Origin of the sequence: Rhizobium giardinii bv. giardinii H152 (assembly GCF_000379605.1) — a bacterium.
Taxonomy (GTDB): Bacteria; Pseudomonadota; Alphaproteobacteria; order Rhizobiales; family Rhizobiaceae; genus Pararhizobium; species Pararhizobium giardinii.
On sequence record NZ_KB902591.1, the window covers coordinates 169,936 to 184,529 of the forward strand.

The following is a 14,594-nucleotide window of genomic DNA, read 5'->3' on the forward strand; positions in this document are numbered from 1 at the left end:
CTAATGCGCTTTAATCACCCTACACTGAGTTGTGTTCCAAGTGGGTAGCGTCATGCGTATGAGAGTTTCGTCGAGTGCAGGAAAGTCCGTCGTCCGTCTTGTTGCGGCGGTGTTGCTGGCAAGCGCGGCAACAGGTTGCAGTTCTGATGCAACCCGCTTCGGAGGGCTCTTCTCCAAGTCAGATAATTTCACGACAAATTCGATCGCCGGCAGCAATGTCCCGATCCCGCGCAGTGATGTCCAGGGAGGCGGCATGGCGGTTGTGCCGGCGGCCGCAGGCGACAGTCGCGATCAGGCCATGAGCCAGCCGTTCCCCGATCCGGTCAATACCGCAACGACGCCGGTTTCCCGTGCCCGGGAAGCGTCGACACCAATCAACGTCCAGCGTGTCGCACTTGCCGAACCGGCTGCGAAGGCGCGTGATGCCTCGCTGACACAACCTTTCCCCGCTGCCCGCGAAACGGCGAAGGCCGAGCAGAAGCTCAAGGCCGATCCGATCTCCACCGGCACGACGAAGGGCGGTTGGTCGACGGCGAATGCTCCGGCGGTGCTTCTGCGGCAAGGCGATACCGTCGCGACATTGTCCAAGCGTTTTGGTGTTCCCGAAAAGGAAATCCTCAAGGCAAATGGTCTGAAGTCTGGTGCCGACGCAGAGCCCGGCCAGCGCATCCTTATCCCGACCTTCGGCGTTGCCGGAAGTGCGGCGAAGGCGGCTGCTTCCGATGCCGCCGCGAGCCTCGATGTCGACAAGCAGAAGAAAATCCCGCTGCAGCCGGACAATCGCGATGTCGCAATCCTGCCCGGCCAGCCTCAGTCCCGCGAAAAGGGCACGACCCGTACTGACATGGCAGCCGGCAAGCAGCCGGTTGCCGGCGAAGGCGGCAAGGGCGGAACCTATACCGTCAAGGCGGGCGATTCCCTGAACAGGATCGCCAAGGCGAACGGCGTCTCCGTCGAGGAACTGCGCAAGGCGAATGGCTTGACGACCGCGGCGATCCGCATCGGCCAGACCTTGAAGGTTCCGGGCGCCGACACATCGGCTCCGGACCAGGTGGTTACCGCCTCGGTTCCCGGCAAGACGGTTGATGCCAAGGCCGAGACCAAGCTTGCCAAGACCGAAGAAGCAAAGCCCGCGCAGTACACGCCGCCGGTCGCCAAGGAATCGGTCACCGAAGTCGCCTCGAAGGATGACGGCTCGGAAGCCTCGCCGAAGGGAACGGGGATCAGCAAGTACCGCTGGCCGGTTCGTGGACAGGTCATCGCCGGATATGGCGCCAACGTCGAGGGCAACCGCAACGACGGCATCAACATCTCGGTACCGGAAGGCACCCCGATCAAGGCGGCGGAAAACGGCGTGGTCATCTACTCCGGCAGCAGCCTCAAGGAACTCGGCAACGCCGTTCTGGTGCGCCACGACGACGGCACTGTCACCGTTTATGGCAATGCGTCGGAGCTGAAGGTGCAGCGCGGTCAAAAGATTCAGCGCGGCCAGACGCTGGCGGCGTCCGGCATGAGCGGCACGGCAACGCAGCCGCAGGTGCACTTCGAGGTGCGCAAGAACGCCAGCGCCGTCAACCCGGCCACCTTCCTGGAATAGCCAGGCCTTGTTGCCAGCTCCTCATCAAAAGAAAAGCCCCGCAACGGGGCTTTTCTTTTTGTGTCAAACCAGGTCGATCTTCTTCTTCAAGCGGCCGGCGAGATCCTGGATGAACTGCCAGGCAACGCGGCCGGAACGGGCGCCGCGCGTGGTGCTCCACTCCAGCGCTTCGGCATGCAGCTGCGCAGGATCGCTTTGAAGGCCGAAATACGTTGCGTAGCTGTCGATCATCGCCAGATAGTCTTCCTGGCTGCATTTGTAGAAGCCGAGCCAAAGGCCGAAGCGATCGGACAACGAAACCTTCTCCTCGACCGCCTCTGAAGGGTTGATCGCCGTCGACTGCTCGTTTTCCATCATGTGGCGTGGAAGCAGATGGCGGCGATTGGACGTTGCGTAGAGCAGGACGTTGGCCGGGCGGCCCTCGATGCCACCGTCCAGCACCGCTTTCAATGATTTGTAGGACGTGTCGTCGTGATCGAAGGACAGGTCGTCGCAAAATACGATGACCGGCACTGGCGCTGATTTGAGGATCTCCATCAAGACCGGCAGCGTCGAGATGTCTTCGCGATGCACCTCCACCAGTTTCAGGCGAATACCGGCATCCCGCGCCACGCTTGCATGAACCGCCTTGACGAGCGACGACTTGCCCATGCCGCGGGCGCCCCACAGCAAGACGTTGTTTGCCGCAAACCCTTCGGCAAATCTCAGCGTGTTGTCGAACAGAATATCGCGGACATGATCAACGCCGCGGATCAGCGTGAGATCGACCCGGTTCGGCTTGCTGACGGGCTGGAGATGCAGCCGTTGCGGGACCCAGACAAAACATTCCGCTGCGCCCCAGTCATTGACGGCAGGGGCGGGGCCGGCAATCCGCTCGATGGCCGCCGAAAGCTTTTGCATTTCGGTGATCAGAAGGTCGATTTTCGTATCCTGCATCAAAAAGCCTCCTGAAATAGGGCAACAGGTTGTGCCGTTGGGCCAAGCGTCCGGTAGCATAGCTGTTGTAACGGTAAAAGGCGTGAAATCCGGTAGAAAGCGCTTCTCCTCCAGCCGATTTCCTGTATGAGGCTGAAGGTAGACGCCGGTTAGCCCGTGGTTGCATTCACATTGGCTATTCTTATATTCGGCGATCCGAACCATGGGCTGCCCGCCCGCAAAACCGCATTCAAGGAGTGATTGATGTTCATTACCGAGGCATTCGCCCAGACGGCACCCGGCGCAACGGCTGGCGGCGCTGATATCCTGATGTCTATCCTGCCGTTCCTGCTGATCTTCGTGGTAATGTATTTCCTGATCATCCGGCCGCAGCGCGCAAACATGAAGCGCCGCGAGGAACTCCTGAAGAACATTCGTCGTGGCGACCAGATCGTCACCGGCGGCGGCATCGTCGGCAAGGTGACGAAGGTCATCGACGACAGCGAACTCGAAGTCGAAATTGCTGACGGCGTCAAGATTCGTGTGGTACGCAGTGGTGTATCCGAAGTCCGTGTAAAGGGCGAACCCGTCAAGGAGTAAGCTTGCAGGGAGGCCGGATCGGACCGGTCACCTTGTAACGACACATCTTCGAGAGCTTCATGCCGTATTTTTCCCGCTGGAAAACCATCATCGTCTGGCTCGTCGTGCTGCTCAGCATCGTGGTGGCTTTGCCGAACGCGGTTGCAGAGGCGACTCTGGAGCGCTTGCCAGACTGGGTTCCGAAAAAGCAGCTGATGCTCGGTCTCGACCTCCAGGGCGGATCCCAGATCACCCTGAAGGTCGAGCGCGAAGATGTGGTGAAGACCCGCCTCGAGGCGATCATCGACGCGATCGGCGCGCGGTTGCGGTCTGCCGGCATCGCCTATTCCGGCCTTTCGGGCACGGGCCAGGATATTCAGCTACGCCTCCGCAACCCGGCACAGCTTGAGGCCGCGCAAACGGCCCTGAAGGCTTTGACGGATCCGGCAAAGATCGGTGGCGTCACCAAGGATGCGGTCCGCGAGGTTGCTATTGGCGGTTCGCCTGACGGGTCCATAAGCGCCAGCATTTCCGACGAGGGCATTGACCGCAGGGTTTCGGCCACGGCCGATGGTGCCATTGCCGTCCTGCATCGTCGCCTGGCGGATCTCGGCGCCCAGCAGCCGAAAATCCGCAGACAAGGTGCCGACCGCATCATCGTCCAGATTCCCGGCCGCTACGATCCGGAACAGGTCAAGTATATCCTGAGCCAGGCGGGCGCTCTTTCGTTCCGAAGCATCGATATGTCGATGGCGGTTCAGGACGCCGTCAACGGCCAGCCGCCGTTAAATTCGGAAATTCTCTACTCCGCCGACGACCCACCGATCGGTTATCTCGTCCGCAAGCAACCCATCATTGCCAATCAGGACATTGTCGGCGCCAAATCGGCGATCAACGCGCAGTCCGGCAATCCAGTCGTCAACCTGCGTCTTGGCCCGCAGGGTGCGGCCAGGTTTGCGAAGGCGACGGCGGACACGACTGGTACGACGATTGCGGTGGTGCTTGATGGGGCGGTGATCGCGACGCCGCTGGTGCGCAAGGCGATCACCGACGGCACCATACAGTTGTCGGCTGAAATGAGTCCGGAGGGTGCCGATGATCTGGCGCTGCTTCTGCGCGCCGGTTCTTTGCCGAGCCCGCTGACCGTCGTCGAGGAGCGCTCGATCGGGGCAGGGCGTGGGGCGGATTCGATCCATTCCATTCTGGCTGCAGGCGCGATCGGCGCCGTTCTCGTCATTCTTTTCATGCTGGGCTTCTATGGCTTCTTCGGCGCGGTAGCGAGCCTTGCCGTGGCTTTCAACGTCGTCATGATCGTTGCCGTGCTTTCGGCGACAGGACTGGCTCTGACCCTTCCCGGAATTGCGGGGATCGTGCTGACGATCGGCATGGCGGTCGATTCCAACGTGCTGATCTACGAGCGCATCCGGGAAGAGGTCCGTCACGGCAGGTCGCTTCGGGAAGCCTTCGATTTCGGTTTCTCGCGCGCATTCGCCGCCATCGTCGACGCCAATATCACCACGCTGATCGCCGCCATCATCCTGCTGTTCCTCGGAACAGGGGCGGTCCGCGGCTTTGCCGTGACGTTGGCGATCGGTATCGTGACCACGCTGTTTACCGCCTTCACTTTGACGCGCGTTATGCTGGACGTATGGCTGCACAGGCGCCGGCCGAAGCAATTGCCGGATGGGATTCGGACCGGCGTGTTCGACGGTGCAGCGTTCCGGTTCATGGCGATCCGAAACTACGTCTTCTCGCTGACGGCGTTGCTGTCTGTCATCAGCATGCTGCTTTTCGGCGCGATGGGCATCAATCTCGGCATCGACTTTGCCGGTGGTTCGGTGATCGAACTGAAGGCGCGCGAGGGGGCTGCGGATATCGAGGATATTCACGCGCGGCTGGACGAACTCAATCTCGGGGAGATCACGGTCAAGCCGTTCGGCTCGCCGCAGGATGTGGTCGTGCGCGTCCACTCCCGCGAAGGTGGAGAGAACGCCGAGCAGACGTCGGTGATCCTGATCCGGGGCGAACTGGAAGACGCCTATGAATTCCGCCGCGTCGAAGTCGTCGGCCCCTCGGTCTCCGGTGACCTGACGAAAGCGGCGACCATCGGCGTTTTCGCTTCGCTTCTCGCCATCCTCATTTACATATGGGTCCGGTTCGAATGGCAGTTTGCCGCCGGCGCGATCGTCGCCACGTTGCATGACGTGCTTTTGACTATCGGTCTCTTCGTCGTCACCGGCATGGAATTCAACCTGACGAGCATTGCGGCGCTTCTGACCATCGTCGGCTATTCGCTGAACGACACGGTGGTCGTCTACGACCGGGTTCGCGAAAACCTGAAGCGTTATCCGCGCATGCCATTGCCGATTCTGATCGATACCTCGATCAATCAGACCTTGTCGCGAACGGTTCTGACCGGCGCGACCACGATGCTGGCACTGGCTGCGCTGTCGATTTTCGGTGGCGAGGCAATCCAGTCCTTTGCCTTCGTGATGCTGTTCGGTGTTGCGATCGGCACGTTCTCCTCGATCTATGTTGCCGGTCCCGTCCTCATTCTCTTCAGGCTGAGGCACGGCGCACCGGGCAGCGATGCCGAAAAGAGCGGCAGCGCCGGCATACGCCCGGTCAAGGGGGCGCAGTAGGCATGCGCAGACCTGTAGAAATCCGCAATGCACATTTCCCCGGTCGGGCGCCGATAGAGAGCTACGGCAATGGCGGCTTCCGTTTCGCCGACATGTCGCATCGCGGATCGCTGCTGATGCTGCCCTCCGGCATCTATGGCTGGGACATGGTCGAAGGCGATCCGCTGACGGTGGAAAATTTCCACCGCGTTTTCGATGAAGCCGCCGATATCGAGGTGCTGCTCGTCGGAACGGGCAAGGACATCCGGCCGCTGCCAAAAGAGTTGAAGGCGCGATTCAAGGAGCTTTCAATCTCTTCCGACCCGATGAGCACGGGTGCTGCGGTGCGCACCTACAACATCATGCTTGCGGAATCGCGCGCCGTCGCTGCCGCCTTCATTGCCGTCTGACCGATGATATCTCCCGAAAATTCGAGGTCGGCCGCCGTGGCAGTCTACGATTTCAGTCTCACGGCGTTGCGCGAGAGCGACCGTGACCGGTACCTTGCCTGCCTGCTGTCGCCGCAGGACAAGCGCGGCCCGCTGTCGGCTCTCTATGCCTTCCACGCGGAGATTGCCCGCGTTCGCGACGTCGCGCGCGAGCCGTTGCCGGGAGAAATCCGCTTGCAGTGGTGGCGTGACGTGCTCAGCGATCCGGGCGGCACGAGCGGCGATGGGAACCCATTGGCGGAAGCGCTGCTCGCCTGCGTCCGGGCCTACAATCTGCCGGTATCCGTGCTGCAGAACATGATCGATGCCCGCATCTTCGATCTCTACGACGATCCGATGGAAAGCCGCTCGTCACTTGAGGGATATGCGGGCGAGACGGCCTCGGCGCTGATCCAGCTTGCGAGCCTGATTCTCGATCCCGCCCATGCCCAGCAATCGGCGTCTGCGGCAGGCCACGCGGGTGTCGCGCAGACGATCGCCGGACTGCTGCTGCTTTTGCCGTTGCACCGGCGCCGGGGGCAGGTCTATTTCCCCGCGGAATTGTTGGCTGCCACGGGCCTGGATCGCGACGCTTTCCTCGCCGGCACGGATGAGGACGCGGTCAGTCGGGCGATACGCGCACTGTCCGGCCTCGGTCGTGACCACCTCGCCAAGGTTCGGACCGACGCGAAAGGCATTTCCCCGGCCAACCGTTTTGCCTTCATCACGCTGGCGCTGGCCGAACCGGTTTTTGACCGCGCCGAGCGGGCCGGTTCGAAATTGTTCGAGCAGTCGATTGTGCCATCACAATGGCGCCGGCAATGGTGGATGTGGAAAGCCGCCCGCAGCGGCCGGTGGTAAGCCGTCGGCGGCATTTCATATTCGTAAATGCTGTTTTTCGAATCCGACGGCACATTGGCGCAAGCTTCGTCCTCTAGGCTCGCGGCGTGTTATTTTCGCCACCGGCACGAAAAAGGAGCAGGCACAATGGTCTGGCCGATCGTCATCCTCTGCATGCTGCTCGCAGGGACCTTCTACATGCGGATGAAGGAGCGCGCCGACAAGGACCGGCAGGAGCCGGATACCGGATCGGCTATCCTCGATTTCGGCCGGGCATTTCCAGGCGAGGCCATCCGGGCCATTCACGCGACGGCAGATGAGAAGGCCTATTTCGTCCGTCTTCACGACGGCAAAGCCGGGTTCATGGCCTCACACGGAAACCATTTCGTCTGCCATCTGATCGAACCCGGCAAGGTCAACGTCAGCAACGCGCCAAGCGGCCGTGGCCTGGTGGTGCATTTCGCCGACTTCGCCTCTCTTGATGGCGCCTACGAGTTCGCCAGCCCGGCCGTGGCAGCAGAGGTTTCCCTCTGGCTGCTCGGCAGTTTCAGTCCGCAGTCGGAGTTCACGGCCGTGTCGGCAAATTAGCGACCGTTCCAAGCCAGGCTGCGCAGTCTTCGAGTGCACGGGCTGCGACGAGCTGTTTCTTCATCACCGTCTTGTCCTTGCCCCGGAAGCGCTTGACGCCTTCGGGTTTGGTGATGGCACCGGGTTCCAAGAGCGGAAACAGGCCGAAATTGATGTTCATCGGCTGGAACGAGCGCTTGCCCGGTTCGTCATCGGAAACGATGTGACCGCCGGTGATGTGATTGAGCAGCGAGCCGAAGGCCGTCGTTGCCGGCGGCAGGGGCAGAGGCTCGCCCTTGCGTTCGGCGGCGGCGAAGCGCCCGGCAAGCAGGCCGATGCTGGCGCTTTCGACATAGCCTTCGCAGCCGGTGATCTGGCCTGCAAATCGCAGTCCCGGGCGCGACTTCAACGTCAGCGATGGATCAAGCAGCACGGGCGAATTGATGTAGGTGTTGCGGTGCAGGCCGCCGAGGCGAGCGAACTCGGCATTCTCGAGACCCGGAATCATCCGGATAACTTCGGCCTGCGCGCCGTATTTCAGCTTCGTCTGGAAGCCGACCATGTTGTAGAGCGTGCCGAGTGCGTTGTCCTGACGCAGTTGTACCACCGCATAGGGTTTTACGGTCGGATTATGGGCGTTGGTGAGGCCCATCGGCTTCATCGGGCCGTGCCGGAGCGTCTCGCGGCCACGTTCGGCCATCACCTCGATAGGCAGGCAGCCGTCGAAATAGGGGGTGCCTTCCCATTCCTTGAAGCCGGTCTTGTCGCCGGCGATCAGCGCGTCGACGAAGGCATTGTACTGCTCTTCGTTCATCGGGCAGTTGATGTAGTCCTTACCCGTGCCACCGGGCCCGACCTTGTCGTAGCGCGACTGGAACCAGCAGACATCCATGTTGATGCTGTCGGTGTGGATGATCGGGGCGATGGCATCGAAGAAGGCGAGCGCATCGGCGCCGGTTTCGGCCTGGATGGCGCTGGCGAGCGACGGCGCCGTCAGCGGGCCGGTGGCGATGATTGCGAGGTCCCATTCCTTGGACGGCAGGCCGGACACTTCTTCGCGCACCACGGTGATCAATGGGTGATTTTCGATCGCTTGCGTTACCGCATGCGAGAAGCCGTCGCGGTCAACCGCGAGGGCGCCGCCGGCCGGAACCTGGTTTCTGTCGGCAGCCGACATGATCAGCGAACCGGCAAGGCGCATTTCCGCATGCAGCACGCCGACGGCATTGCTGGTGGCGTCGTCCGAGCGGAAGGAGTTGGAGCAGACCAGTTCGGCGAGGTTATCGGTCTTGTGAGCGTCCGTGCCGCGTACGCCGCGCATTTCATGGAGGCGGACAGGGATGCCGGCCTCGGCAATCTGCCAGGCGGCCTCCGATCCGGCGAGACCGCCGCCGATGATATGAATGGGGGAATAGGAAGATGTATCTGTCATGCGCCGTTATTTAGAGCAAGGCGGGCGCGAAGGGAACCTGTTCTGCATACCGAGGCGCCATGCAAGATCCCGGAATCAGAAACGGCACCCCGTGGTGCCGTTTTTAGTCCCTCGACATATCCTGTCCGATTAACGGAAGGAGCGCGAAGCGATGTTGCGGATGTCGAAGCGGGTGATGCCGATGTCCGACAGGGCGTGGTTGGACAGGTTGCCGAGTTCGGCAACGGTACGGCGGTAGTTGATCCAGCTTTTTGCGATACGAATCGGGTTCATGATCTTTTCCTTGAGAAGCAAATGAGCAGTGCAGTGATTTGCCTGCTTCGTTGGGATCTATGTACGCCTTTCGCGGAAAAAGATGGAGTGCAAAGAAAATGCATCTGCTATGCATTTGTGCACTGCATTGCTGCTTCACTAGTCATTTTGTGCGTGTGCTGAAAAAGAAGCCATAGGTTAACGGCGATCCGCAGCGCGGCGACAATCAATGTAACTAATTGTCTTTTTTAATTTTTTGAAATGATCACGCGCGAGAAACCTCGGCGCGTCGGGAATTATCCAGTCCTCGTTAACGCCATCCGATCCAATGCCAGGAAAATGGGCATGCAAAAATGCTGCGCTGCAGCGGCGGCATGGAGGCCTTGCATGCGGAGCGGTTGCGGGTGCCGACTTCGTCCGTAATGGGCCAGGCAAAATTCAGACGAAAAAAAACGCCCGCCGGATCGAACCGGAGGGCGTTTGGCAGCTGCGCATCAGGCCGGAAAAGCCGGCCGGTTGCGAGACTTACTTGACTGCCTGGCGGGCAACGTACTGGATGTCGCCGCGGCCGATGCCGAGGTCGTTCAGTTCGCGATCGGTCATGCGGCCGAGTTCGTTGCAGGTCTGACGGTACTTGCGCCAATTGTTGAACGAGCGAGCAATGTTCATGATGCTGGTCCTTTCCAAGGTTCCTTGCCAGCACCATCTGCTGGCCTTCATCTGATGATTGGAATATAGGCCGCCAACCCCTGAAATTACAGAGACAATGCTGCATCGCACCCATGCACCGATTGCAATCCTCTTTGGGGATTGGCCACGGTTTGACCAAATTCTGTGCGAGCGCGTGAGCGCTAAAAGAGGACGTGCTGATGCTCGGGAGGAGCTGACAAAAACAACGCCCGCCGGGGGAGGAGGTCCGGCGGGCGCTGCTTGTTCTGATCGGCAACCGGGAGGAGGAGAGTTACCGATCCCCATCGGCGCGCGCTGGGAGGAGAAGTGCGCTGCTCCGAAGTTGTCATTTACATAAACGGACTGTTGGAATTGGGTAGGGCCAGTGGCGAATGGCACCTATGCCAAGCGCGCATGCCTTGGCTCGTTGATTGGGAACATGCAGATAACGGATGTTTTTCGGCATCCGCGATCCTATAATTCTTCAAGGCGCTGGAATTTAACGAGTTGTTTGATTTTCCGAAATGAATAACGCCCGCTGGGGGAGGAGGTCCAGCGGGCGTCATTTACGGTGACAGGCAACCGGGAGGAGGAGTGTTGCCCGTCTGATCGGAGCGGCGCTGGGAGGAGGAGTGCGCCACTCCGAATTCTATGATGCGGACCTTTTCGGCCCGCTGACCTTCTCCGCTTCTTGAGCGGAAACGGCTGGTCTCGCCGCTGACGGCCCTGATCGCTTTCGCTGATCTCGTTCCGTCTTCTTGAGTTCAATATAGGTCAGCAAAGCTAATTTGTGCAGTGCAATATCATCATGGATGCTATGCGAATTCTGCAAGGCCCGTTCGATCGTCCTGCTGCTCATTTGAAGACTACAGATTCGCACGAAAATCTTTACGGTGCGTAAGCGACGATCGCTCGTTTCCGCCTGCCCGAGGCCTCGCGTCGCCAGAAGGCTCAACTATGATTTGCCGGTGCCTATGATATGTGTAGCGGGCGAGGCGCATGCAAGGAGGGCGGGTATGTACAGGGGGCGGATCGAGAAGGACTTCAACATCTGGGTCTCGAAGGGAATGCTTGGCGCCGATGCAGCGAAGGCAATGCTTGCCGAATATGATTCCCGGGAGACGGTTTTCAGTGCAGGCAGGGTGCTGCTGGTGTTGGCGGCGGTCCTCCTGTCGGCTGCCATCCTGTTGCTGGTTGCAGCCAATTGGGAGGCGATTCCGCGTCTTGTCCGTGTCGGCGGTATCGTCGCCCTGATCTGGGCCTTCTACCTGTCGGCCGCTGTGTGCCTGGGGCGAGGTTGGCGCGGCATGGGGGCCGCCTTTCTTGTCCTCGGGACCATGACGTTCGGCGGCGCGATCGCGCTGGTCGGGCAGATGTATCATCTGTCAGGCGATGCGGCCGAGGCGCTGCTGGTCTGGTTCGCGGCTGCCTGCGTCGCGGCGCTTGCGTTCCGTTCGGCGGCTCTTTCGGTGATCTCGGGCTTTCTGGCCTGGGCTGTTTTTGGCCAGTTGGTGATGGATAATGACGCCAGCCTTGCGGGCAACGGCTATATCTATTTCATTCCGGGCCTGATTGTCCTTGTGATCGCACTGGTCCGCTATACCAATGCCGGTGCGGCCCGCCATCTCGCCTATCTGCTCGCCCTGGCCTGGCTCGGCTGGCTCTATCTCGAACTGCCGGAAGTCTGGCTTGCCGCCGCTCTGTTCGGTCTTGGCTTGCTGGCATTCCTGCTTGTCAGTTTACCGATGTCGCCGCTCTATCGCTTTGCCCAAGAGGCGGGCGCTGCACCCGCGTTCTATAGCTTTGCGCTGGCGATCCTCGGACTCGCGGTGTTGCATGCGGAGATGGACGGGGTTGGCCAGGAGGTCGCGCTCGGCGCAACGACGCTTGGCGTCGCTCTGGGCGGTATCGCTGTCGCCGGCCGGCTGAACGGCGCCGTGCGGTTTCTCGGCTATGCGGTCTTCGCCGTTGAAATCCTCTATCTGGCCTTCGAAACGCTCGGCAGTATTCTCGGTACATCGGGCTTCTTCCTGATTTCGGGCGTCGTTGTCGGGCTGATCGCCTGGCTGGTGATCCGCCTGGAGAAACGGCTCGCCGCGACGTCAGCAGTGGAGGGCATATGACATGAGCGACAATCCGATCTTTCGCCCGCTGGTCGCAGCGATCGTCGTGGCTCTGCTGCAGACTGCGTTTCTCGGCTACATGATCGAAAGCCGCGCCTCGATCCTGCGCAGCGGCGTCGATGTCGTGCTGAAGACCGTTCCCGTCGACCCGCGCGATCTGTTACGCGGCGACTATGTCATTCTCGCCTACGACATCTCGACCATTCCCGCCGATAAGATCACCGGCGGTTTTCCGACGGAAGCGATGGATGCGCAGCTATCGGTGCGGCTCGAGAAGCAATCGGATGGTTTCTGGGGCGTGGCGGAGGCCTCCTTCGGTCCGCTCGCACCGAAAGACGGCAGCGTGATCGCGCGCAGCGCGCCCTTCTACTACTATCCGACGCCCGATAATCCCCCGTCCTCCTTGAATGTCGAATATGGCATCGAACGGTACTATGTGCCTGAAGGCGAGGGCAGGGTGCTGGAGGAGGCGCGCAATGCCAGCGCCCTTGCCGTGACGGCAAGCATCGACGACGATGGCCGCATGCAGATCCGCGTGATCTCGATCGATGGAAAACCGCTTTACGAAGAGCCGCTCTACTGATCTTTACAGTTGCGTTTTCCGCCAAGTGACAAGAACACGACGACAACCGTATTTTTCCTTTGATCCATTGCAAACGGGTGATATAGAGACGCCGCGCTCGGGAACGCCCTGAACCCGGCGCAGAATGTGTTGCGGCTTTTGCAGCGATGTCTTCTGTGCCGATGTGAGCAGGCGCTGCGGTTTTCTGAACGCGGGTATGGTGAAATTGGTAGACACGCCAGATTTAGGTTCTGGTGCCGCAAGGCGTGGGAGTTCAAGTCTCTCTACCCGCACCAGAATAAGGGACGTCCAGGGCTGGTTCTTGGCGTCGATCGAGAAGACGGCGCCATTTTGCTTGCAAAACGGTGACTGATTTGCGTAAAGCCACTCCCGGCAAATGGATCGGCTCAAGTGCTCGTGTACAGAACACCGACAGAGCCCTGTCAACGTGAAATGAAGGTTTGAACATGCAGGTTATCGAAACGCTCGCTGAAGGGCTGAAGCGCGAACTCAAGGTCGTCATTCCGGCCAAGGACATGGAAGCTCGTATGAACGAGCGCCTCGAAGACGCCAAGGGCAAGGTCCGTATCAACGGCTTCCGTCCGGGCAAGGTGCCGTTCGCCCATCTGAAGAAGATGTACGGCAAGTCGATCATGGCCGAACTGGTCAACGAACTCGTTCGCGAAAAGCCGACCGAGATCCTGTCGGAGCGCGGCGAAAAGTCGGCGACCCAGCCGGAAATCGCGATGACCGAGAACGAGGCCGAAGCCGACAAGATCCTGAACGCCGAGGTCGATTTCGAATTCACGCTGGCTTACGAAGTCCTTCCGGCGATCGAGCTGAAGGATGTGAGCGGCATCAAGGTGACGCGCGAAGTCGTCGATATCGACGAGGCCGAAGTCACCGAGCAGATCCTCAAGATCGCTGAAAACGCCCGCACCTACGAAACCAAGAAGGGCAAGGCCGCAAACGGCGACCGTGTCACGATCGATTACCTCGGCAAGGTCGACGGCGTCGCCTTCGACGGTGGCAAGGACGAGGACGCTGAACTGGTTCTCGGCTCCAACCGCTTCATCCCGGGATTCGAAGAGCAGCTCGTCGGCGTCAAGGCAGGTGACGAAAAGGTCATCACCGTAACCTTCCCGGCCGAATATCCGGCTGCGAACCTCGCGGGCAAGGAAGCCACCTTCGACATCACCGTCAAGGACGTTGCCGCTGCTGCCGAAGTCGAAATCAACGACGACCTCGCCACCAAGCTTGGCCTCGAATCGGCTGACAAGCTCAAGGAAGTCGTCCGCGGCCAGATCGAAAGCCAGTACGGCTCGATGACCCGTCAAAAGGTCAAGCGTCAGATCCTCGATCAGCTGGACGAACTCTATCAGTTCGACACGCCGCAGCGCCTCGTCGACGCCGAGTTCGACAACATCTGGCGCCAGATCAACACCGACCTGCAGCAGGCCGGCAAGACCTTCGCCGATGAAGACACGACGGAAGAAGACGCCCGCGCCGAATACCGCAAGCTGGCGGAACGCCGCGTGCGCCTCGGCCTCGTTCTCTCTGAAATCGGCGAAAAGGCCGGCGTTCAGGTGAGCGACGAGGAAATGCAGCGCTCGCTGTTCGAACAGCTGCGCCAGTTCCCGGGCCAGGAAAAGCAGATCATCGACTACTTCCAGAAGACCCCGGGTGCCGCCGCTTCGCTGCGTGCGCCGATCTTCGAAGAAAAGGTTGTCGATCACCTGCTCTCCGAAGTGAAGGTCACCGACAAGACCGTCAGCAAGGAAGAGCTGATGGCCGATGACGAAGAGGACGCTTCGGAAACGAAGAAGGCCGCGCCGAAGAAGAAGGCCGCTGCCAAGGCTGAAGTTGCCGAAGGCGAAGAAGCCGCTGCGCCTAAGAAGAAGGCCCCGGCCAAGAAGAAGTCCGCTGACGATAGCGCCGAATAAGTTTAGCGCTGCCGAAAATTTGAAGAGGCCGTCCCGTGAGGGGCGGCCTTTTTGCTATACGTAAGA

At 60.4% G+C, this 14,594-nt stretch carries 13 protein-coding genes and 1 tRNA gene; 10 read left to right on the forward strand and 4 right to left on the reverse strand.

Annotation, left to right across the window (positions count from 1 at the left end):
- The first annotated feature begins 52 nt into the window (after positions 1-52).
- Entirely contained in the window at positions 53-1,597 is a 1,545-nt protein-coding gene (locus A3AY_RS0108445) for a LysM peptidoglycan-binding domain-containing M23 family metallopeptidase (RefSeq protein ID WP_026203239.1), read from the forward strand.
- A gap of 63 nt (positions 1,598-1,660) precedes the next feature.
- Here the strand turns inward: A3AY_RS0108445 and A3AY_RS0108450 are convergent, their stop codons facing one another.
- Complete coding sequence (locus A3AY_RS0108450) at positions 1,661-2,533, reverse strand: ATP-binding protein (RefSeq protein WP_018325249.1); 873 nt, start codon at positions 2,531-2,533, stop codon at positions 1,661-1,663.
- Between the two features lie 243 nt (positions 2,534-2,776).
- Between A3AY_RS0108450 and yajC the strand changes: the two genes are divergently transcribed.
- From yajC to A3AY_RS0108475, 5 genes are all read left to right on the forward strand, one after another.
- Complete coding sequence (yajC, locus tag A3AY_RS0108455; protein WP_018325250.1) at positions 2,777-3,112, forward strand: preprotein translocase subunit YajC; 336 nt, start codon at positions 2,777-2,779, stop codon at positions 3,110-3,112.
- A gap of 59 nt (positions 3,113-3,171) precedes the next feature.
- Positions 3,172-5,733 (forward strand): protein translocase subunit SecDF, encoded by a 2,562-nt coding sequence (gene secDF / locus A3AY_RS0108460; protein WP_018325251.1) that lies wholly within the window; start codon positions 3,172-3,174, stop codon positions 5,731-5,733.
- A gap of 2 nt (positions 5,734-5,735) precedes the next feature.
- Complete coding sequence (locus tag A3AY_RS0108465) at positions 5,736-6,122, forward strand: Mth938-like domain-containing protein (RefSeq protein ID WP_018325252.1); 387 nt, start codon at positions 5,736-5,738, stop codon at positions 6,120-6,122.
- 3 nt (positions 6,123-6,125) lie between these two features.
- Positions 6,126-7,001 carry a phytoene/squalene synthase family protein gene (locus A3AY_RS0108470; protein ID WP_083925920.1) on the forward strand — a complete coding sequence of 292 codons (876 nt, stop codon included), beginning with the start codon at positions 6,126-6,128 and terminating at the stop codon, positions 6,999-7,001.
- Between the two features lie 126 nt (positions 7,002-7,127).
- On the forward strand, positions 7,128-7,568 hold the full coding sequence (locus A3AY_RS0108475) for a hypothetical protein (protein WP_018325254.1): 441 nt from the start codon (positions 7,128-7,130) through the stop codon (positions 7,566-7,568).
- Here A3AY_RS0108475 and trmFO read toward each other — a convergent pair.
- From trmFO to A3AY_RS37560, 3 genes are all read right to left on the reverse strand, one after another.
- Positions 7,546-8,979 carry a methylenetetrahydrofolate--tRNA-(uracil(54)-C(5))-methyltransferase (FADH(2)-oxidizing) TrmFO gene (trmFO, locus tag A3AY_RS0108480; protein WP_018325255.1) on the reverse strand — a complete coding sequence of 478 codons (1,434 nt, stop codon included), beginning with the start codon at positions 8,977-8,979 and terminating at the stop codon, positions 7,546-7,548. The genes A3AY_RS0108475 and trmFO overlap by 23 nt on opposite strands.
- A gap of 129 nt (positions 8,980-9,108) precedes the next feature.
- Positions 9,109-9,252 carry a DUF1127 domain-containing protein gene (locus A3AY_RS37555; RefSeq protein ID WP_068955543.1) on the reverse strand — a complete coding sequence of 48 codons (144 nt, stop codon included), beginning with the start codon at positions 9,250-9,252 and terminating at the stop codon, positions 9,109-9,111.
- Positions 9,253-9,756: 504 nt separating this feature from the next.
- Positions 9,757-9,900 (reverse strand): DUF1127 domain-containing protein, encoded by a 144-nt coding sequence (locus tag A3AY_RS37560; RefSeq protein ID WP_018325257.1) that lies wholly within the window; start codon positions 9,898-9,900, stop codon positions 9,757-9,759.
- Positions 9,901-10,916: 1,016 nt separating this feature from the next.
- On the opposite strand from A3AY_RS37560, the gene A3AY_RS0108495 reads away from it, so the two are divergent.
- The 4 genes from A3AY_RS0108495 to tig all read left to right on the forward strand — a co-directional run bounded on the left by A3AY_RS0108495 (position 10,917) and on the right by tig (position 14,528).
- The gene (locus A3AY_RS0108495; RefSeq protein ID WP_018325258.1) at positions 10,917-12,023 is read left to right on the forward strand and encodes a DUF2157 domain-containing protein; all 1,107 of its coding nucleotides are present in this window, start codon (positions 10,917-10,919) and stop codon (positions 12,021-12,023) included.
- Position 12,024: 1 nt separating this feature from the next.
- Positions 12,025-12,606, forward strand: a complete 582-nt coding sequence (locus A3AY_RS0108500; RefSeq protein ID WP_018325259.1) for a GDYXXLXY domain-containing protein — start codon at positions 12,025-12,027, stop codon at positions 12,604-12,606.
- Positions 12,607-12,796: 190 nt separating this feature from the next.
- Positions 12,797-12,881: transfer RNA gene (locus A3AY_RS0108505), tRNA-Leu, on the forward strand.
- A gap of 171 nt (positions 12,882-13,052) precedes the next feature.
- A complete protein-coding gene (gene tig / locus A3AY_RS0108510) occupies positions 13,053-14,528 on the forward strand; it encodes a trigger factor (protein WP_026203240.1) in 1,476 nt (491 codons plus the stop codon).
- Positions 14,529-14,594: the final 66 nt, after the last annotated feature.